Raw genomic sequence first — 21058 nt, 5'->3', positions numbered from 1 at the left:
CGCATAAAATCCTAGCCGCGTAGGAACGGCAAAACGTCATAAATGTTCACGGTTGGCAGGTTCGGCGCAATCACTGCACCGTAGATGGAACCGAGCACAGCCCAGACACCGAGTGAGATCACAACATCGAGGAGGAAGTTCTGCTCAGGGGAGTCACCCATTCCGAAGGTTGGCAGGGAAGAGGTGCCGGCACCATTTTCAGAGGAGGTTGGGACTTCCAAGCTTTCTGCGCCCTGAGAGGATTCTGCGGAGGACTGCTCCAGAGTGTCGCTAATTTCGGATGAAATATCCTGGGCATTGGCGATCGAAACTGGCGCGACAGCGACTGCGGTTGCAGTGATCAGGGCGGCGAGCTTGGTGCGCATAGTGTATCTCCTGAAAAGATGGTTGGAATTATCTTCCATTAGGGTACTGCACCACGCCATTCAATGTGAAAGAAAGAGTACTTTGGGCCACATGTTGAACTCGACTTTGTCCCAAGTAGCAACCGACAAGATGATTGCAACCTACCGTCACTTGCACCAAAACCCTGAGCTTTCCATGCAGGAGCACAAGACCCAGGAATTCATTGAGGCGGAACTCGATGACATCGGCCTGGAGCATTTCCGCTGCGGCGGCACTGGTGTGGTGGCCATCGATAAGTACGGCGATGGGCCCTTGGTGGCTTTTCGCGCTGACACGGACGCTTTGCCGATTAAAGAGGCGACGGGGGTGGAGTATGCATCGGAAAGCACTGGCGAATTAGGCGGTGCCACCGTGCCTGTCATGCATGGCTGTGGCCACGACTCGCACGTGACCGCAGCATTGACGTCCGCGCGCCTTATCCATGAGCAAGCCGACGCCTGGGCCGGCACCATCGTGTGGATCTTCCAACCGGCGGAAGAAACCGCTGAAGGCTCCCGCGCCATGGTCGATGACGGCTTGTGGGACAAGGCTCCCAAGCCGGACATCGTGATGGGCCAGCACGTGTTCCCATTTGAATCCGGCACCATCAACTACACGCTCAACGCGGCAATGGCTGCGGCCGATTCGCTGAAGATCGCCCTCTATGGCGAGCAATCCCACGGCTCCCAGCCGCAAGACTCGATCGACCCGATTGTCCTCGGCGCACACATTGTTACCCGCCTGCAGACGATTGTTGGCCGCGAAATCGCGCCGCTCGACTCCGCCGTGGTCACCGTGGGCACTTTCAATGCCGGGCTGAAGGAGAACATCATCCCAGACCGCGCGGAGCTCAAGCTCAACATCCGCACCCTGACCCCGGATGTGCGCGAGCACGTGCTGGCCTCGATTACCCGCATTGTCAACGCCGAGGCCGAAGCTTCCGGCGCGCCCCAGCCAGACATCGAAGAGATGTACACCTTCCCGCAGCTCAAAAACGACGCCGAAGAGGGCGCCAAGGTTGCCGCAGCACTTCGCGCAGAGCTTGGCGATGCCAACGTCATCGAAACCCCACCGCTCATGGGCTCTGAGGACTTTGGCCACCTCGCTGAAGCCATCGACGTGCCCAGCATGTTCTGGTTCTTCGGCGGTGCCGCTGCTGGCGATGACAACCCCGCCAAGAACCACTCGCCGCGCTTTCTGCCTGTCGAAGACCCCACCCTTGTCACCGGCGTACGCGCCTGCGTCGCTGCCATCGGCGCGTATGTGAGCAAATAGACTGCTGCGTTCCCCGAGGCAATTCATTAAGGTAAGGCTTGCCATAACTTGCAAAGGGGAACAGTATAAATCCGGAACAACTCATCGGGGTGCTCAACAGTCCACAACATAAGCAGGGGATTGATGACCGCTGCTGGACCATCACCGGGATTGAACAACGCACCGAGGATCTAGTGCGCGTCGCTGGCACGGTCTCCGGTGATAATGACTTTGCCGCCTGGGCGCTGCCTAATCCCACCATCCGTATCTCGCTGGGGGAGCAGCCCGTGGAATTTGCCGGCATCCCGTGCGCGCCAACTGCGACCTCGCGGGTTTACACGCTCGCTGAAGTCGACGTGGACCGCCGGTTGATTGAGGTGGACATAGTCAAACAGGGTGAAAGCTCTGCCGCCATGCGATGGCTGAACTCTCTTGCCATCGGCGATGAGATAGCCATTGTCGGCCCGCGCCCACCCCGCGTGCCCACCGATGCCCCCTCGCGCATTCTGCTCGCCGACTCCTCCGCGCTACCCGCTGCCGCACGCATACTGCGCACCATGAACTTCGACGGCCCAACCCACCTCATCGCCGCCGTGCCAGCCGATGAATTCGCCATCGTCCAAGCAGAACTCACCGGCCGCAACGTGGAACTGCAGCGCGTAGACACAACACTGTCTGAAGCCTTCGCCGCTCTCGACGTTCCCGCTACCGCGAGTGTCTGGGCCTCCAGCGAACGCGACGATATCCGCGAAATCCGCCGCCGCTGCAAACACGACCTCGGCATCACGCCCGAAAACATGCAAGTCTTCGGCTACTGGAAACGCGGCACCACAAACACCGCCATCGACATCGCACGCCTCACTGCAATCGCAGCCGGCGACGGCTCCCTCGAAATCGATGACTTCGACATAGACATCTAAATCCAGCTTCTGAAGAGATGTTCAATTTCCAAGCCCATGAAAAGTCGAGATTGAAATCCTTCATTTACGCGGCTTAGAACTGAAACAGTTACCGGCGACAAGTCCTCCAGGGTGGGATAGCTGGTTTCCTTATGTCTTGGGGAATGCACAACACCCCGCCACCAGTAAAAGAACTGATAAGCGGGGTGTCGAAGTTGTGCCCCTGGTGAGACTCGAACTCACACTGGACGGGTTTTGAATCCGTTGCCTCTGCCAATTGGGCTACAGGGGCGCACAAAGAGATAGTAGCGTAAGTAGTTCGCAAAATTAAAATCACCATGCCTACACTGGTAGACGTGACTTCAAAGCTACTTCTCATTGACGGCCATTCCATGGCCTTTCGCGCCTTCTACGCCCTGCCGGTAGATAAGTTCTCAACCTCGGGCGGGCAGCACACCAATGCTGTGTATGGCTTCATGTCCATGATGGCTTCGCTGGTAGGCGAGGAAAAGCCAGACTCCATCGCCGTTGCCTTCGACGTGGGCCGCAAGACTTTCCGCACGGACATGTTCCCGGAATACAAGGCGCAGCGTGAATCGGCGCCGGAAGAGTTTAAAGGCCAGGTGACCATCATTCGCGACATCCTGGACAAGGCGGGTATTACCACCTTGTCGCGGGAGAACTTCGAGGCCGATGACATTCTGGCAACTTTGGCCACCCAGGCCAGTGACATGGCTGGCTTTGACACCTTGATTGTCACCGGTGACCGCGATTATCTGCAGTTGGTCAATGACTCCACCACCGTGCTCTATCCCATGCAGGGCGTATCCAAGCTGCACCGCTTTACCCCGGCCGCAGTGGAGGAGAAGTACGGGCTGACCCCTGAGCAGTACCCGGATTATGCGGCGCTGCGCGGTGATAGCTCAGATAACCTGCCGGGCGTGCCGAAGGTGGGTGAGAAAACCGCGTTGAAGTGGATTTTGCAGTACAACGATCTGGACAACCTGCTGGACAATGCGGATGCCATTAAGGGCGTGGTGGGTGAGAACCTGCGTGAGCGTATTGAGCAGGTGCGCCTGAACCGCACCTTGACGCAGATGATCACCGACATGGACTTAGAAGTCGGTCCGCAAGACTTGGCTTTCAAGCCCGTGGAGGCAGCCACGATTGCAGAGCTTTTCGATGAACTCGAATTCGGCGTCAACCTCCGCGAGCGCGTGGTGGATGCTTTCCCGAATATCGCGGGCGTAGTGCCGGAGTCTGATAGTGACGTCAAAGTGACTGTTAGTGAGGAGAGTCTAGCCAAGTGGCTTGACGGGAAGAATGGCGTGGCCGTGTTCATCACCGGTGATGGTCGTCCGGGTCAGGGTGATGCGACGAGTATTTCGCTTGTGGATTCCGCCTTTGAAGGCATCCACGTTGAACTCGCCGAGCTTTCCCCGGAGGACGATAAGGCGCTGGCAGCGTGGCTGGAATCGGATGCAGAAAAGTTCCTGCACGAAGCCAAAGCGGCGTACCACATGCTTCAGGGTCGTGGCATCAGCTTGGGTGGCATCGCGCACGATACCGCGCTTGCGGCCTACCTGCAGCGTCCTGGACAGCGAACCTATGAGCTCACCGATGTCTATCAGCGCCACCTGCGTAAGACGCTGGATTCCTCCAGCGAGCAGTTGTCTTTGCTTGATGACACCGGCGGAATCGACTCCGCAGCAGCGATTATAGAACTCACCGTGGAGTTAACCAAGGCGCTGCAGGAGATTGATTCCTACCAGCTCTATGTGGAACTTGAAATCCCACTGGTGTCCATCTTGGCCAAGATGGAAGCCGTGGGCATTGCGGTTGACGTGGACATCTTGGAAACTCAGCAGGAGGTCTTCGCGGACCAGGTCGCAGCGCAAGAAAAAGCTGCGCGTGAACTGGCTGGAGATGAGAAGCTGAACCTAAACTCCCCGAAGCAGCTGCAAACAGTCCTGTTTGAGACCCTTGATTTGCCGAAGACGAAGAAGACCAAGACTGGTTACTCCACGGCGGCGAAAGAAATTGAGCAGCTGGCTATCAATCACCCGCACCCTTTCTTGGATCATCTGCTGGCGCATCGTGAGTACCAGAAGCTCAAGACCACGCTCGAAGGCTTGATTAAGACCGTGCAGCCTGATGGCCGCATCCACACGACCTTCAACCAGACTGTGGCCTCCACGGGACGTCTATCCTCGACGGATCCGAATCTGCAGAATATCCCAGTGCGCACGGAATCTGGCCGCACGATTCGTTCGGCGTTTATCGTCGGCGAAGGCTATGAAACCTTGCTGACGGCGGACTATTCGCAGATTGAGATGCGCGTGATGGCGCACCTGTCCCAAGACCCAGGTTTGATTGAGGCGTACAAGGAAGGCGAGGACCTGCACAACTACGTCGGCTCCCGCGTCTTCGACGTGCCAGTCGATCAAGTGACGTCCGAACTACGCCGCCGCGTCAAGGCCATGTCCTACGGTCTGGTCTACGGTCTATCGGCGTTTGGTCTGTCTCAGCAGCTGTCCATTCCTGCCGGCGAGGCGAAGAAAACCATGGATGCCTACTTCGACCGCTTCGGCGGCGTGAAGAAGTACCTGGCGGACGTGGTTGAGCAAGCCCGCAAGGATGGCTACACCGCAACGGTCTTTGGACGTCGCCGCTACCTGCCGGAACTGATTTCTGACAATCGGCTGGCACGTGAGAACGCCGAGCGCGCAGCACTCAACGCCCCAATCCAGGGCACCGCCGCGGACATCATCAAAGTCGCGATGATTCGCGTCGACAAAGCCCTCAAGGGATTCAAGTCCCGCGTGCTGTTGCAGGTGCATGACGAATTGGTCGTCGAAATTGCTCCTGGTGAGCTCGACCAGGTGCAGGAGATTGTGGAGAGGGAGATGGATGCATCGATTAGCTTGCGCGTCCCACTCGAGGTCTCTGCCGGAACCGGCGACAACTGGGATGCTGCCGCGCACTAGCCCTTCTGGTTATTAGCCATGTCGTGGGCAGTGCCGCGCCAGCCTTCATAAAATATCGGCCGCGGATTATAGAAAATCGGATCGCCAGGGCGAGGTTGATAGCCCGGCCATCCGTTTTCATCCCGGATGATGCGGCCATTTTTCGGCGGTGCATTGGGATTGTCATCGTTAGCCGCATTATGCGGGGCACATGCGTTGGCGAGGTCATCCCAGCTGTGCTCTTTCTTGCGCACATAGGCATAAGCGTCGATGTGGTGCGCTTGGCACGTGATCGCGGGGCGCCCGCAGCGCGTGCAAGTCAAGGTCTCGAGCATGACTCCCAGGCGGTGCTCGCCAGCGGAGAAACGAGTGCGAATAATCGGGTGAATGAAGTTGAGCTGCGCACGGCCATCTTTGACGCTGGTGTGCGCCACATAGCCGGTATCCGCGAGTGCGAGGTTCACGGCTTCTTCAATCGGGATGGAACCTCCGGATAGCGTGTTGACGTGCCCACGGGCATAGTCCACATTTGGGTCACCGGTAATGATGATCATCGGCTGATACTTCTGCTCGCCCTCGCTGCCACCGGACTTGAGGGTTTTCATCATCCAGTTCGCGAACAGCTGGTCATACTGCAGGTGCGGATATTTCTTCTTGCTGCTCGCAATGTAGCCCTGCGCCAGTGCCTGGATTTCGCGGGCATCGTGCTCGCGTAGAACGCCTTGGATATGAATCATCCCGTTCTCGTTGGCTTCTTTCGCGAAATTCACGCGATTGACGCGGGAAGGCTTGTCTGGGCGGTTGCACTTGCTCAGGATGGTTTTCAGGTGCACGGCGGCATCCGCGACCGTGTTATTCGCACAGGCGCGCAGCATTACTTCCAAAACCTGGCCCGGGTTATTGAGACTCTGATTAACTTTGCCTACGGCGACTGAAACAATTTTCAGGTGGTCGAAGGACAGGCCGAGCTCGGATGCAACTTTCTGACGCGGCTTAATGCGCTTGTGCACTCGCAGCAAAAGGTTTACTTCGGCCTGGCTGAGGTTGTCCTCGCGCGCAACAACTTCTGGGTGCGTGGTGCCAACGCGATCTTTAAAGCCCGCCACCAGGTCCCAGCCGCTGTTGCGGGCTGCCTGGTATGCGGTGTAAACGTTGGTCGATGTCATGTTTCATAGACTAGGAACAGCGTGCGGAACCAACAAGGGCAACTGCAAAGTGACGATAAAATCTGTGGATAACTTTTTTGCTATTTTTCTGAAACTTCGTCTACCTGGACAGATAGGCTGTGTAATTTCTTCTGCACCATGGTCTTAGCGAAGTAATCAAAGGGATGTTGGGCGAAACCGAAGATGGATAGGCCGAGTATCACCACGATGGTGGGCTCAACATAATGAATACCAAAGGCGGCGAGGATGGTCAGCAGCACCCAACTGTTGCGAATCGCGGCGGTTTTATAACCCGGGGTAATGGAGATGATGTCCAGATTCAAAGACCATTTGCCCAAGGAGGTATTCCATCGGCCCTCCACCACGGTGCGGTAGATGAAGAAGCACAGCGAAAATGCGTAAATCTGGTACAAGGTCGCGGCGTGGCCGACCAGGGGAGCATCGGCAGTTAAGTTGATGAGCCACTGGATGATGAGGATGACTGCACCGACGGCAAAACCGTCGATCCAAAAGCCGATGGCGCGGCGAACAAGAACAGACAAGCGGTAGCGCATGAAAAATACGTTACATGGCTCGTGTCAAGGATTGCACTGCTTGCAGCAAGGATGTAGTATTAATGAGGCGTGTCTATGCCTGCGAGCGGTTTCAATCAGTATAGGAGGGTTGACTTCGTTGGCGCGGTGAGATTGATACAACGAGTACAAGAGATGCGTTTCTGTCCATTTTCTATCTCCTAACAATTCGGAGCACACTTTAATATGCCCACTTCTAACACCCCTCAGGTAGCGATTAACGATATCGGTACCGCTGAGGACTTCCTCGCAGCAGTCGACGCAACCATCAAGTACTTCAACGATGGTGACATCGTCGAAGGTACCGTGGTTAAGGTTGACCACGACGAGGTATTGCTCGACATCGGATACAAGACCGAAGGTGTCATTCCGTCCCGCGAGCTGTCCATCAAGCACGACGTCGACCCAGATGAGGTTGTCGAGGTCGGCGATCAGGTCGACGCTTTGGTTCTGACCAAGGAAGACAAAGAAGGTCGTCTGATCCTCTCCAAGAAGCGTGCTCAGTACGAGCGTGCTTGGGGCGCCATCGAAGAGCTGCAGGCGAAGGAAGAGCCAGTTACCGGTACCGTTATCGAGGTTGTCAAGGGCGGCCTCATCCTGGATATCGGCCTGCGCGGCTTCTTGCCAGCATCCCTCGTTGAAATGCGTCGCGTCCGCGACCTGGAGCCATACATTGGCCAGGAGCTGGAAGCAAAGATCATCGAGCTCGACAAGCAGCGTAACAACGTTGTTCTGTCCCGCCGTGCATTCCTTGAGCAGACCCAGTCTGAGGTTCGCTCTGAGTTCCTGCACCAGCTGCAGAAGGGCCAGGTCCGCAAGGGCGTTGTCTCTTCCATCGTCAACTTCGGCGCATTCGTCGACTTGGGCGGCGTAGACGGCCTGGTGCACGTTTCCGAGCTGTCCTGGAAGCACATCGACCACCCATCTGAGGTTGTGACCGTTGGCGACGAAGTAACCGTTGAGGTTCTGGACGTCGATCTGGACCGCGAGCGCGTATCCCTCTCCCTGAAGGCAACTCAGGAAGATCCATGGCGCGTATTCGCACGTACCCACGCTGTGGGCCAGATCGTGCCAGGCAAGGTCACCAAGCTGGTTCCATTCGGTGCGTTCGTTCGCGTCGAAGAAGGCATCGAGGGCCTGGTTCACATCTCCGAGTTGGCACAGCGCCACGTTGAGGTTCCAGACCAGGTTGTTGGTGTCGGCGAAGAGGTAATGGTCAAGGTTATTGACATCGACCTCGAGCGTCGTCGTATCTCCCTGTCTGTTAAGCAGGCAGACGAGGATTACACCGAAGAGTTCGATCCATCCAAGTACGGCATGGCTGACTCTTACGACGAGCAGGGTAACTACGTCTTCCCAGAGGGCTTCGACGCAGATACCAACGAGTGGAAGGAAGGCTTCGACGAGCAGCGTCAGGCTTGGGAGGCACGCTACGCTGAGTCCGAGCGTCGCTTCCAGCTGCACACCGCTCAGATCGAGCGCCACCGTGCGGCTGCTGCAGAAGCAGCTGAGACCGAGGCAGCTTCCTCCAACTACTCTTCCGAGTCCAACGATGCAGCTCCGGCATCTGAGGCACCGGCTGAGTCCGCAGGTTCCCTCGCATCTGATGAGCAGCTCGCTGCTCTGCGCGAGAAGCTTGCTGGTGGCGAGAACTAATTCTCACCGCTAACTAAGCAACGCGCCCCCCGCTTCATTGCGGTGGGCGCGTTCTTTTATAGTTTTGCTCGGATTGACCACTTTCGGGGTTAGAGGCCCATCTGCCGATGACGTCACGGAGAATTGTGCTTTCTTGTGCGCTATTGCGTTGAAAACGCCGTGGCTATGCCCGTTACTGTGCTTCTGTGTTGGATTGCTGTGGGCTTGCTTCTGGTTGCTGCGGGAAGCTGGAGAAAGCCTAAGAATCAGTTAAACGTTGAATAGTAGTTGATTTTATTGGCACATTCTGCTTAGGATGTAACCTACAACACCCACAGGGTTGTTACTCGTAATGGAGGCAAGACCTGAGTGGCTTTTCTATTGTGAATTGCTGCTCAGGTCTTTTCGTGTTTTACCGAGACGGAAAGAAGGTACATCTCATGTCAAAGACTGAGATGCGCACCGCTGCGGAGGAAATCCTCGCAGGCATCGGTGGTGCGGAGAACATCACATCCTTTACTCACTGCGCGACGCGTCTGCGCTTTGAGCTGGCGGATGTTTCAAAGGCCGATAAGGATACGCTGGATGCGATCCCGAAGGTCATGGGCGCTGTCCCACAGGGCGGCCGCAACTATCAGGTTGTTATCGGTGGCGATGTTGCCAGCGTGTACAACGAAATGATTCAGCTGCCTGGTGTCAAAAAGACCGACGCTGACATCAAGGCCGCTAACCGTGCGAAGTCCAAGGGCAAGATGCCGTGGCTGGACACCGCGTTTGAGTATCTATCTGACTCCTTCCGCCCAATTCTGGGCGTGCTGCTTGGCGCTTCCTTGATCATTGCGTTTACCGCGGTGATGGAAGCTTTCGGCGTGGTGGATACCCGTTCGGAAGATAAGGCAGCAATCTGGTTCTTCATCGACGCCATGTGGCGCTCGGTGTTCTACTTCCTGCCAGTGATGGTGGCGTACAACGCGGGTAATAAACTCCGCATTGACCCGTGGGTTCCGGCGGCAGTCATGCTGGCGCTGTTTACTCCAGAGTTCCTGAACTTGAAGGAAAACCCGATCGCGCAGTGTGTTGTTGATGAAACACTGGGCACGGAATCCTGTTCCATTACTTTGCTGGGTATCAACGTTATCCTGCCTGATTATGGCGGAAACGTCTTCGTTCCATTGATGATGGCACTGGTCGCAGCGGCCGTATACAAGGGCTTCCAGAAGATCATTCCTTCGGCAGTGCACATGGTCTTCGTACCGTTCCTCACCCTGGTTGTGGCCATCCCAGTCACCGCAGTTCTCATCGGCCCATTCGGAGTGTGGCTCGGCGGCATCATCGGTGAAGGTCTGGCATGGATGAACGGCAACGCACCATTCGTCTTCGCAATCCTGATTCCAATGCTCTACCCATTCTTGGTTCCACTGGGTCTGCACTGGCCACTGAACGCTTTGATGCTGGTCAACATTGAGGCCTTGGGCTATGACTTCATCCAGGGCCCAATGGGCGCATGGAACTTCGCTTGTTTCGGTGCCACTGCAGCTGTTCTGGCTATCTCGATGCGTGAGAAAGACCCAGAAATGCGTCAGACTTCCGGTTCTGCTCTGGCGGCTGGTCTCTTCGGTGGTATTTCGGAGCCTTCGCTCTACGGTATTCACCTGCGCTTTAAGCGCATCTACCCGCGCATGCTGGTCGGTTGTTTCGCAGGTGGTCTCACCATCGCCATCCTGGGCACCGCGTCCGGCGGCGTCACCACCAACGCATTCGTATTTACTTCCTTGCTCACCATCCCGGTCTTCTCCCCAATGTTGACCTACACCATCGCGGTGGCCGTCGCATTCGTAGTAGCATTCGCGCTGATTTACTTCACCGACTACCGCACGGCAGAAGAAAAGGAAATTTCCCGTGAGCGCGCAGCAGCAGCTGGCATCATTCCGGCTGAAGAAAAGGAAGAAGTAGCACCAACCGCTGACCTGGTTTCCCCGGTAGACGGCATGGCTGTCAAGCTTGAAGATATTGATGACAAGGTCTTCGCTGGCGGAACCTTAGGTCAGGGCGTGGGCATTGTTCCTATCAACGGCCACATCCTCAGCCCAGTCGCGGGCACCATCGCGACGGTGACCAAGACTGGCCACGCATTCGGTATCAAGACCGATGATGGGGTAGAGGTTCTTGTCCACGTCGGCATCAACACCGTTCGCATGAAGGGTGAAGGCTTCGAGCCACAGGTTGCCAAGGGCGACCGTGTCGAAATCGGTACCGCTTTGGCCGAGGTTGACTTGGACAAGATCAAGGAAGCAGGTTATGACTCCACCGTGGTCATGACCGTGACCAACACCAAGGCAATGGCTGAGGTTGCCGGCACTGCGGAAGGTGCAGTCAAGGCAGGCGAGGCAGTGGTCAGCGTAAAACGCTAACCTAGTTATCGATGCAAATCCTTCGAGTATTTAATAACAACGTCGTTCTCGCACGTCGCGGGAACGACGAGGTTATTGTGACCGGGCGCGGCTTGGGGTTCAAAGCTCACCACGGTGATGACATTGAACCCGCGCGCGTGGCGCAGGTGTTTACGCCTTCGTTGGGCCGCGACCCAGACCACCTGGCCATCATGCTGGCGGCGCTGAGCCCGGACTACATTGACAAGGTGGTTGCAGCACTAGACAAGGTTGGAGTGGATGCAGAGCTCACGCTGGTCGTGGCGTTGGCAGACCACATCCAGTCCGCAGTCAAGCGCACCCGGGCAGGCCACCACATCAGCTACCCGTTGCGCGCTGAGGTGGAGCATTTGTACCCGGAGGACTATCGCCGCAGCACCCAGGTCTTGGCGCTTGTCAACGCTGAGCTGGAAACGCCGTTGCCAGATGAGGAGGCCATCGCTTTGGCGCTGCATTTGGTCAACGCGGGCTTCGCGTCAGGGGACTTGTCGCAGACCTACCGCATGACAGGTCTTATCCAGCAGTTGATCGCCATAATCGGTGAATTTTTGGGTAAAGAGCTAGATTCCGAAGAAGTCACCGTGGCCAGGTTTATTACCCATTTGCGGTATCTTTTCGTGCGCATGCAGCAAAATAAACAGCTAAGTGCGGAACATTCGGCGATTGGCCGCGCTATCGTGGAGGCGTACCCGCGCGCGAGTGAGTGCGCGAAGATTCTGGCCAATATCATCGAGCTGCGCATGGATGATCCGCTCACAGATGATGAGATTTCATACCTTGCGCTGCACGTTGCACGACTTGAGGGAAAGCATTGAAAATCATCGGTTTAACAGGCGGTATCGGTAGCGGCAAGTCCACGGTCGCACAGCTTTTTGTGGAAGAGGGCTTTCCTCTTATCGATGCCGATGTCATCGCACGTGAAGTCGTCGCCGCAGGCCAACCGGCATTGCAAGAGCTTGCCGATGTTTTCGGCGCGGACATCTTAGAGCCATCGGGAGAGTTAAACCGCCAGCTGCTGGCGCAGCGCGCGTTTGTGGATCGTGAGACCACCGACAAGCTCAACGCGATCACCCATCCGCGTATTCAACAGCGCACGCAAGAGCTTTTCGATGCATACCGCGAAAAAGATGTTGAAGCCGTCATCTATGACATGCCGCTGTTGGTAGACAATGGTCTGGATCGCGCGATGGATTGGGTCATCGTTGTTGATGTTGCGGCTGAAGAGCGCATCCGCCGCTTGGTGGAATACCGCGGGCTGGATGAAGAAGACGCTCAGCGTCGCGTCAAGGCGCAAATTCCGGATGGATTGCGCCTGGCAGCAGCGGATTCTGTGATTGATAACAATGCTGCGATTGACAACCTCAAACCACAGGTGGACCAACTGATCTCGGATGCGCCCTGGCTTGCCTAGCAGCGTAGAATAGCCGTTATGGCTTTTGCAGGAGAACACCCGATATATTCTCAGTCCGAGCACCGCCCGGTCGGCGAAATTGAACGCACCGGTCGGGCGTTCGAGGTAGTTTCTGAGTATCAACCTGCCGGCGACCAGCCAACGGCTATCGCGGAGTTAGACCGCCGTCTCAATGAGGGCGACCGTGATGTGGTGCTGATGGGTGCTACCGGTACGGGTAAGTCGGCGACGGCAGCGTGGCTCATCGAAAAGCAACAGCGTCCAACGCTGGTGATGGCTCCGAATAAGACTCTGGCGGCGCAGCTTGCCAACGAACTCAAGCAGCTGCTGCCGAATAACGCGGTGGAGTATTTCGTGTCTTATTACGACTACTACCAGCCGGAAGCGTACATCGCGCAGACTGATACCTATATTGAAAAAGACTCCTCGATTAATGAGGACGTGGAGCGTCTGCGCCACTCGGCGACCTCCGCGCTGCTGTCACGCCGCGATGTCGTGGTGGTCAGCTCCGTGTCCTGTATTTATGGTCTGGGTACGCCGCAGTCTTATCTGGACCGCTCGGTGCTGCTGCATATTGATGATGAAGTAGAGCGCGACCAGCTGCTACGCCTGTTGGTGGACATCCAGTATGAGCGCAATGATGTGGGCTTTACCCGTGGTACTTTCCGCGTCAACGGTGACATCGTGGATATTATCCCGGCCTATGAGGAACGCGCCGTGCGCATTGAGTTCTTCGGTGATGATATTGATGCTCTGTATTACATCCACCCGGTGACCGGCGACATGATTGAAAAAGTCGACGAGCTGCGAATCTTCCCGGCAACGCACTACGTGGCGGGACCGGAGCGCATGGAAAAAGCCGTGCAGGCGATCAAGGAAGAACTTGCTGAGCGCCTAGCTGACTTGGAAAACCGCGGCAAGCTGCTCGAGGCGCAACGCCTGCGCATGCGCACCGAATATGATCTAGAGATGATTGAGCAGGTCGGATTCTGCTCCGGCATTGAGAACTATTCGCGCCACATGGACGACCGCGGTCCCGGTACCGCGCCGGCGACGTTGATGGATTATTTCCCGGAAGACTTTCTCACCATCATCGACGAGTCACACGTGACCGTGCCGCAGATTGGCGGCATGTTCGAAGGCGATATGTCGCGCAAGCGCAACCTGGTGGAATTCGGCTTCCGCCTGCCTTCAGCAGTGGATAACCGCCCGTTGACCTTCGATGAGTTTGAGCAGCGCGTGGGCCAGACCGTCTATCTGTCGGCGACCCCGGGCAATTATGAAGTGGCTGCTGCTGGTGGTGAGTACGTGGAGCAGGTCATTCGCCCGACCGGCCTGGTGGATCCACAGGTCACGGTCAAGCCGACCAAGGGCCAGATTGATGATCTCATTGATGAGGTCCGCGAGCGCACGAAGAAAAACGAGCGTGTGCTGGTCACCACCTTGACCAAGCGCATGGCTGAGGACCTGACGGATTATCTGCTGGAGCACGGCATCCGCGTGCGCTATTTGCACTCAGATATTGATACGCTGCAGCGCATCGAGCTGCTGCGCCAGCTGCGCTTGGGCGAATATGACGTGCTCGTCGGTATTAACCTGCTGCGTGAGGGCCTTGACCTTCCCGAGGTATCGCTCGTGGCCATCCTGGACGCGGACAAAGAGGGCTTCCTGCGCTCAACCACCTCGTTGATTCAGACCATTGGTCGTGCGGCTCGTAACGTCTCCGGTGAAGTCATCATGTACGCCGACAAAGTCACGGAGTCCATGGAACGCGCGATTGATGAGACCGAGCGGCGTCGCGAAAAGCAGATTGCGTACAACAAGGAAATGGGCATTGACCCACAGCCTTTGCGCAAAAAGATCGCGGACATTCTGGACCAGGTCTATGAGAATGAGGGTGACGGCGAGTCCGATCCGGCATCTATTGTGGACAAGCCCGACGTGTCCATGATGGCGGCGGATGAGGTGCAAAAGCTGATTGATGATCTGTCGAAGCAGATGGCTGCCGCCGCGCGTGAGCTGAAATTCGAATTGGCAGGGCGTCTGCGCGACGAGATTGCTGATCTAAAGAAAGAACGCAGAGGACTCAAAGACGCGGGAATTTAGTGCAATAATAAATTCAATAGGTAAATTTCCGATCTCGACCAAGAAAGTGAATTTAAATGCTTACTTATGACACCATCGCTGTAGGTACTGACGGTTCTCCAACCTCCCTGCGCGCAGTCCGCGCCGCTGCCAGCATGGCGCGCGCGTATGAGGCCAAGCTGATCATTATTTCTGCTTTCTACAACCAGCCTGGCGCAATGCTTGGTGCACCTGACTCTGAAAGCGTCCCAGTCATCGACCGCGCTGATGCACAGTCCTACCTGGATGATGCAGCGGCCATCGCACAAAAGGAAGGCGCGAAGGCAATAGAGGTCATTGGCAAGTCCGGCGACCCAGTCAAGGCGATGCTGGAAGTGGAAAAGGACTACAGCGTGGACATGTTCGTTGTCGGCAACCGCGGCATGAACTCCGTGCGTGGCCGTGTTTTCGGCTCCGTGGCAACGGAACTAACGCGTAAGGCACAGGCAGACGTTGTCGTGGTAAACACCACGTCTGAGCGCAATTAATTAATTCTATTGTTAGACTGATATCAACAAATTATCGCGTGCGAAAGGTCAACATGAGCGAATATGACACCATCGTTGTGGGTACCGACGGATCCAAGTCGTCCCTTCTGGCAGTAGAGCGTGCAGCACTCATCGCGGCGGCATTTGATGCCACGCTGATTATCGGCTGCGCTTATTACGAGAACAAGGAAGAAGCATCCAAGACCCTGCGCCAGGAGTCTGTCACCATCTTGGGTGATGACATTGCTGCTGAAAACCTTGCTGCGGGCAAGGCTCACGCAGAGAAGCTCGGCGTGACCAAGGTTGAAACCGCTGTGCGCGCTGGCACCCCAGTGCAGGCACTGATGGCGATTGTTAACGATAACAACGCTGACCTGCTGGTTGTTGGTAACCGCGGCATCAACTCGCTAACCGGCCGCCTACTGGGCTCGGTTCCTGCAGATGTTGCACGTCAGTCTGACTGTGATGTCATGATTGTGCACACCGTGAACTAAGACTTCACAAATAAATACGCCGCTAAGTGGAAAGTACTCACTTAGCGGCGTATTTCGTTTTTAGTTATTCGGGTGTTTATCGAATTCCTCGATCAGCTCATGCCCGCTTTCGCCGTGGATAAACGGCACGGCCGCCCGCGCGCTTTTCGCCACTTCCGCCAAGGGTGCCACGGTGCCGTGGGAGAGCACATGCTCACGCGGGGTCAGGGTGCGCACGGCGACCATCTTGATCTGCGTCGGGTGCTCTTTGACCACCTCTGAGAAGATCAGCGGATCATGCTGGCCATCATCGCCAACCAGAATCCAAGTCATGTTTGGGTAGTCAATGATCAGGTTTCGCAGCTGCACCTTCTTGTGCTCCATGCCGCTGCGAAACAGCCCAGTATCGGTTGGTCCCCAGTCAGTCAGCAGCATTGGCCCGCGCGGAAAGCCGTGCTGGCGCACAAACCGGTTCAGCGTTCGGTAGGTATTCCACGCGCCGGTGGAGAGGTAGAAGACCGGGGCTTCTGGATGCGCTTCTTGGATGCGGCGGAAGAAGGCCGCCATGCCATCGACAGGCATGCGCGTGTTCGTGCGCTTGACCCACGAATTCCACGCCGCGACCATCGCGCGCGGCAGCCAGGTGACCAAGATGGTGTCATCAATATCGCTGATGATGCCCACCGGGCGGTCAGAATCCGCCACCATGACATCAGCGGTGGCATCCTGTGCGCCTTGAATTGAAATCTTGGCAGTGTGCCATCCTGGCTCCAAGCCTGGGTTGTCCATGCTGATGTCAATGTAGCCATTCGCGTCCGTCTGCGCGTGGACTTCCTTGTCACCGATTGTGACCGTGAACGGGAAATCCGTTAGCTGCACGGTGAGAAACTGCCGCCACCCACGCTGCTCCGGACGATCATCGGGATGTGCACCCGGCTGCTTCGCCGAAGGGCTTTCCGGATCCACCGCCAGCACGCGTCCAAAGATGCGGATGCTATTTTTCGAACCATATCCGGTGTACCCACTAATAGCAGGCACCCAACCACGCTTAGATGCGAACTTCACTGCAGTCTTATTGATGGTTTGCTCTGTTTTGCGGACGATGTCACTGAAAGCCATGGTTGCCAATTCTAGTGGAATTCCTCGGGCCACTCACCGATAATGGTCAAGGTTTGCGTTGCGCGGGTCAGTGCGACGTAGAGGTCGTTGATGCCCAGTGGGCTGCGTTCGATGATGTCCACGGGGTTGATGACAGTCACGTGGTCGAACTCAAGGCCTTTGACTTCCTCGACGTTGTTGACGTCAATGACCGCGTTGAGGCGGCCGTTGTCATCGGTGAAAATGCCGGCCTTAAGCGGCTTGTCGGAGTACTCAAGGAAGCGGACTGGTTCACCGTCGCGGATTGACTCGGTCTGCTGTGCGGAATCGTCCACGCTTTTGCGCACCTTGTACGCCAAGTCCGCAATGGGCTGTGGCGTGCGGTAATTGACCGTGAGATGGTGAATGCGGAAGCGATCGCCCACGAATTCACCGAGGGTGTCTTCCCAAGCATCAACGCCGGCGGGGGAGCTGGTCTGACTAGTATCGCCGACCACCGTCATCCAGCGCGAAGGGGTGCGGCGAAAGACCATGCGCCACTCCATCGGGGTGAGCTCTTGGGCCTCATCGATGACCACATGGCCATAGGCCCAGGTGTAGTCGGCGGCGGCACGCTCAGCGGTGGAGCGATGGTCCAAGGTCTGTTGGCGGCGAGCAAGTGCTTCGGCGTCAATCACGTCATGCGCGGAGAGAATCTCGGCCTCAAACATGTCGTCATCATTATCCGTTGACATCGAAGAAGACAGGATATCCAGCGCGTCTTCCGCATCAGAGACTTGCTCTTTCCACGCTGCACGCTCGGCTTCTTCCTGGGCCTCCACATCGGGCATGCCGATGAGCACCGCTAGCTCATCCAGCAGAGCCACATCCGCGGCCGACCAGGCTTCAATGCCATCGAACTGCGTCGGACGGAATAGCGCCTCACGGGTCTCATCGTCATAGGCATAAGCCGCATGAGCAATGGCATCCTCAGAACCCAGCAACTCCGCCAGGACGGATTGTGGGGAGAGCGTCGGCCAGAAGGCATCGATAAGCTCTTGCACCGCGGGGGTCTCTGAAAGATCATCAAAGAGCTGGTCGACATCGGCACGCGAGAGCAAGTTCTTGCCGCCCAACGGATCCGCACCAATCTTGTTAGCCATCTGCTCCGCGAGAGACTGCACGAAATGCTCAATGAACGCGCCGCGGGCATCATTATGCGGCTTGTGCGAACGCCGCGCACGAGTGCGTGCCGCCTTGACCATATCCGGAGTGGCAGTCAGATAAAGCTGCTCTACCTTGATGGAGACCGGATCTTCCGGCACAACCTGGTACGCGCGCAGGGCCTCGCCCAAGATACCCACCATGGCATCCGAGCCCTTGATTTCACGCGTGAGCAAAGAGTCCTGCAACGTTGCCGTAACACCGGGGAAAAGCTCCGAAATGGTAGACAGCACCACGCCGGTTTCACCGAGTTCAGGCAGAACGCGGGAAATATAGTCCAAGAAAGTTGAGTTAGGACCCAGGATGAGCACGCCGGTCGATGCCAAGCGTTCGCGGTGGTTGTAGAGCAAATATGCTATTCGATGCAGCGCCACCGCCGTCTTACCCGTACCCGGGCCGCCGTCAACCACCATGACTCCACGGCGCTCATCACGAATGATCTCATCCTGCTCACGCTGAATGGTCTCCACGATGGAACTCATGTGTGTGGTACGCGCGCGTTCCATCGCTTGGTGCAGCGCTGATTCGCTGGTGATGCTCGCGTCATTATCAACATCAACCGCTGCGGCTGCGAGCTCGCGGGCTAGCACCTCATCGGTGATATCAGTGACCGTGCGTCCCTTGGTGCGAATATGGCGACGCACCGCAACATCCTCTGGCTGCGCAGTAGTGGCCAAGTAGAAGGGCCGCGCCATTGGTGCACGCCAGTCCAACAGCAAGGTGCGGTAGTCATCTTCGCGGGCATCCAAGCCCATGCGGCCGATATAGCGGCGGTCCAAACCATCTGCGGTGGGATTATCACCTGGGGCATCAACGTCGATGCGGCCGAAGACGAGGCCGAGCTGCGCCAGGTTGAGGCGGTCCAGTTTGCCCTGGAGCAAGTGGTACTCGGTCTCACGGCGAACCAAGGCGTCTGAGTCGGGGTTAGCGGGGTCAACGTCTGCTTGGACTTCGTTCAGGCGCTGGTTGGCGTCCGCGACTTCCTTGTCCAAGCGGTCAAAGAGCATGTCGACATAGGTTTGCTCCGCTGCAATTGCGGAAGCTTTCTCTGTCTGAACTGGAGAATTAGGGGAGGAGGGGTTAGGTGTTGACGGCGAGGTCACGGAGGGCATCAACTTCCTTGGATGGTGATGAGTAAAAAATAGAACAACGGCCCAGCATACAAAAAGCTGGGCCGTTGTGGGTAGAGCGTGTGACGAACTAGATGTTCTTGCCAACCTTCTTGATTGCCTTAGCAATCTTCTTGTCAGCTTCCTTCTGGAACTTGTTCGCCTTCTTGTTCCACTTCTTGGCGGAACCACCGGAAGACTTCTCAGCCTTGGTCAAAGCCTTGTCGGCCTTCTTCTGTGCCTTGGAAGCGTTCTTAACCACTGCCTTGCGGGCGGTCTTTGCGTTATCTTCCGCGGTAGCCAACCAGTCACCAGCGTTGTCATTGACAAAGCCGCGTGCGGTCTCGGTGTAATCCTTAGCGGAGTCACGCACGTTAGCGATCAGGCCCTTGCCGGCATCCTGCCAATCATCCTTGTTGTCATCAACGTAGGAGCGTGCCTCATCGACATGAGACTTAGCAGTGTTGAGCAAGTCCTTGCCGGTGTCCTGCCACTCATCCTTGTGGTCATCCACATAAGAAGTCACACGGTCGGAGGTGTCCTCAAACCAGTCGGTGGCCTTGCCGGTCAGCTTCTGGGTTTCAGACTTGGTTGGCAGCGCAGCCTGTACCTTCTTGCTGGTGCGCTCACCAGCCTTCTGTGCGCGCCAGGTCAAAGATGGCTTGCCCTCACGGTCCTGGGTGGTGATAAAGAGTGCGCCCAGCAATGCGGTGTTGGTGATCAGCGCATTGCGGCCCTCGGTCTTTTCCTTCTCAGAGTCCGCAGACCAGAAAGCATTCGCGCCAACCAGTGCTGGCAGGCTGGTGCCAGCCAAAACAGCAGCGGAGGTGCGAGGAGCCTTGCCAATGGCAAACAGGGAACCTGCGCCGACGCGTGCACCAGCAAGTGCGCGCGCTACCAGCTCAGGATCACTTGGAATGTAGCCGGCGTACTCGCGTGGCAGCACCTTGCGCAGGCGCTCCAACATGTTTTCGGTTTCCGCAATGTGCTGGTCGGTGTTGCGCAGAGTGTCAACGCCATCCCAGACAAAGAAGGACGCGAGCATTGGACGGGCGATTTTACGTAGCATTTGTTTTTAGCTCCTTCAAATAAAGTTCGCAAACTTTTCTAGTCAACCAGTGTACGCATTTTGTCAGCACAGATGACTGAAATTTTATGTTTCCAGTAAAATTGTTATCGGTTCGCGACTACCAGCGGCGGTCCCACCAGTCACCCAGGTGTGGGCGCTCATCGCCCAGCGTGGTGGCCTTTCCGTGGCCCGGCCAGACCACTGCTTCATCGGGGTAGATGTCAAAGAGTCGTTCCGTAACATCCTTGTAAAGACGCACGAAGTCGCCTTCAGACGTGGTCTTGCCCACTCCGCCAGGGAATAAGGAGTCACCAACAAACAAGTGCGGCACACCGTCCATGTCTACGGCCAGACACGCGCCACCTGGAGTGTGTCCGCGCAAGATAATGACGTCATGTTCCCGGCCGCCGAATTCGATGGTGTCATCGTGCTGCAATTCGACATCGACAGACGATGGCAACGCTGGCGATTCCAGGAATGCTGCATAGTGCGTGGCGTCGGTTTCTTTCAAGACTTCTTGCAGCGCGCGGACATGGTCCCAGTGGCGGTGGGTGGTGAGAACCTTGGTGATTTTCACGCCGGCTTGTTCAGCCATGGCCAAAATGGCTTGGGCATCATCGGCGGCATCAATAAGCAGGCCTTCACCGTTTGATGCGAGCAGGTAGCAATTGTTGTCCATCTCAGAAACTGAGATGTGATGGAGAGTAATATCGTTCGTCATATTCACCACCTTACGGGTATGTTCGATGAAGAGTAGAACATAAAAGTCATCAGAGGA

The 21058-nt window shown here is 56.6% G+C and carries 17 protein-coding genes and 1 tRNA gene; 10 read left to right on the top strand and 8 right to left on the bottom strand.

Going from position 1 to position 21058, the window contains the following annotated elements; translation table 11 throughout:
- Positions 1-11: 11 nt before the first annotated feature.
- The gene (locus tag CCASEI_RS07940) at positions 12-365 is read right to left on the bottom strand and encodes a hypothetical protein (protein WP_006823077.1); all 354 of its coding nucleotides are present in this window, start codon (positions 363-365) and stop codon (positions 12-14) included.
- Between the two features lie 91 nt (positions 366-456).
- Here CCASEI_RS07940 and CCASEI_RS07935 point away from each other — a divergent pair, with 91 nt between their 5' ends.
- Complete coding sequence (locus CCASEI_RS07935; protein ID WP_025387620.1) at positions 457-1659, top strand: amidohydrolase; 1203 nt, start codon at positions 457-459, stop codon at positions 1657-1659.
- A gap of 89 nt (positions 1660-1748) precedes the next feature.
- Positions 1749-2558 carry a siderophore-interacting protein gene (locus CCASEI_RS07930; protein ID WP_006823075.1) on the top strand — a complete coding sequence of 270 codons (810 nt, stop codon included), beginning with the start codon at positions 1749-1751 and terminating at the stop codon, positions 2556-2558.
- A gap of 197 nt (positions 2559-2755) precedes the next feature.
- Here the strand turns inward: CCASEI_RS07930 and CCASEI_RS07925 are convergent.
- Positions 2756-2829 (bottom strand) — tRNA-Leu (locus tag CCASEI_RS07925).
- 100 nt (positions 2830-2929) lie between these two features.
- Here CCASEI_RS07925 and polA point away from each other — a divergent pair.
- Positions 2930-5524, top strand: a complete 2595-nt coding sequence (polA, locus tag CCASEI_RS07920) for a DNA polymerase I (RefSeq protein ID WP_025387619.1) — start codon at positions 2930-2932, stop codon at positions 5522-5524.
- Here the strand turns inward: polA and CCASEI_RS07915 are convergent.
- The gene (locus CCASEI_RS07915; protein ID WP_025387618.1) at positions 5521-6669 is read right to left on the bottom strand and encodes a hypothetical protein; all 1149 of its coding nucleotides are present in this window, start codon (positions 6667-6669) and stop codon (positions 5521-5523) included. The genes polA and CCASEI_RS07915 overlap by 4 nt on opposite strands.
- A gap of 80 nt (positions 6670-6749) precedes the next feature.
- A complete protein-coding gene (locus CCASEI_RS07910; RefSeq protein WP_025387617.1) occupies positions 6750-7223 on the bottom strand; it encodes an RDD family protein in 474 nt (157 codons plus the stop codon).
- A 204-nt stretch (positions 7224-7427) separates the two neighbouring features.
- Here CCASEI_RS07910 and rpsA point away from each other — a divergent pair, with 204 nt between their 5' ends.
- The 7 genes from rpsA to CCASEI_RS07875 all read left to right on the top strand — a co-directional run bounded on the left by rpsA (position 7428) and on the right by CCASEI_RS07875 (position 15822).
- Positions 7428-8897, top strand: coding sequence for a 30S ribosomal protein S1 (rpsA, locus tag CCASEI_RS07905; RefSeq protein WP_006823071.1), 1470 nt, complete (start codon positions 7428-7430; stop codon positions 8895-8897).
- A gap of 419 nt (positions 8898-9316) precedes the next feature.
- On the top strand, positions 9317-11287 hold the full coding sequence (locus tag CCASEI_RS07900; protein WP_025387616.1) for a glucose PTS transporter subunit IIA: 1971 nt from the start codon (positions 9317-9319) through the stop codon (positions 11285-11287).
- A gap of 11 nt (positions 11288-11298) precedes the next feature.
- Complete coding sequence (locus CCASEI_RS07895) at positions 11299-12120, top strand: PRD domain-containing protein (protein ID WP_025387615.1); 822 nt, start codon at positions 11299-11301, stop codon at positions 12118-12120.
- Positions 12117-12716 (top strand): dephospho-CoA kinase, encoded by a 600-nt coding sequence (coaE, locus tag CCASEI_RS07890; protein WP_025387614.1) that lies wholly within the window; start codon positions 12117-12119, stop codon positions 12714-12716. The genes CCASEI_RS07895 and coaE overlap by 4 nt, the downstream gene beginning before the upstream one ends.
- An 18-nt stretch (positions 12717-12734) precedes the next feature.
- A complete protein-coding gene (uvrB, locus tag CCASEI_RS07885; RefSeq protein WP_025387613.1) occupies positions 12735-14822 on the top strand; it encodes an excinuclease ABC subunit UvrB in 2088 nt (695 codons plus the stop codon).
- Positions 14823-14878: 56 nt separating this feature from the next.
- Positions 14879-15328 carry a universal stress protein gene (locus tag CCASEI_RS07880; protein ID WP_025387612.1) on the top strand — a complete coding sequence of 150 codons (450 nt, stop codon included), beginning with the start codon at positions 14879-14881 and terminating at the stop codon, positions 15326-15328.
- Between the two features lie 53 nt (positions 15329-15381).
- Entirely contained in the window at positions 15382-15822 is a 441-nt protein-coding gene (locus CCASEI_RS07875) for a universal stress protein (protein WP_025387611.1), read from the top strand.
- A gap of 60 nt (positions 15823-15882) precedes the next feature.
- Here CCASEI_RS07875 and CCASEI_RS07870 read toward each other — a convergent pair whose 3' ends face one another.
- From CCASEI_RS07870 to CCASEI_RS07855, 4 genes are all read right to left on the bottom strand, one after another.
- Positions 15883-16920 carry an App1 family protein gene (locus CCASEI_RS07870; RefSeq protein ID WP_025387610.1) on the bottom strand — a complete coding sequence of 346 codons (1038 nt, stop codon included), beginning with the start codon at positions 16918-16920 and terminating at the stop codon, positions 15883-15885.
- A gap of 11 nt (positions 16921-16931) precedes the next feature.
- On the bottom strand, positions 16932-19214 hold the full coding sequence (locus CCASEI_RS07865) for a HelD family protein (protein WP_038574545.1): 2283 nt from the start codon (positions 19212-19214) through the stop codon (positions 16932-16934).
- 88 nt (positions 19215-19302) lie between these two features.
- Positions 19303-20280 (bottom strand): DoxX family protein, encoded by a 978-nt coding sequence (locus CCASEI_RS07860; RefSeq protein WP_025387608.1) that lies wholly within the window; start codon positions 20278-20280, stop codon positions 19303-19305.
- Between the two features lie 118 nt (positions 20281-20398).
- Positions 20399-21001 (bottom strand): MBL fold metallo-hydrolase, encoded by a 603-nt coding sequence (locus CCASEI_RS07855; protein ID WP_006823056.1) that lies wholly within the window; start codon positions 20999-21001, stop codon positions 20399-20401.
- Between the last annotated feature and the right edge of the window lie 57 nt (positions 21002-21058).

Origin of the sequence: Corynebacterium casei LMG S-19264 (assembly GCF_000550785.1) — a bacterium.
Lineage (GTDB): Bacteria > Actinomycetota > Actinomycetes > Mycobacteriales > Mycobacteriaceae > Corynebacterium > Corynebacterium casei.
This window is presented reverse-complemented; position numbering and strand designations above follow the sequence as displayed.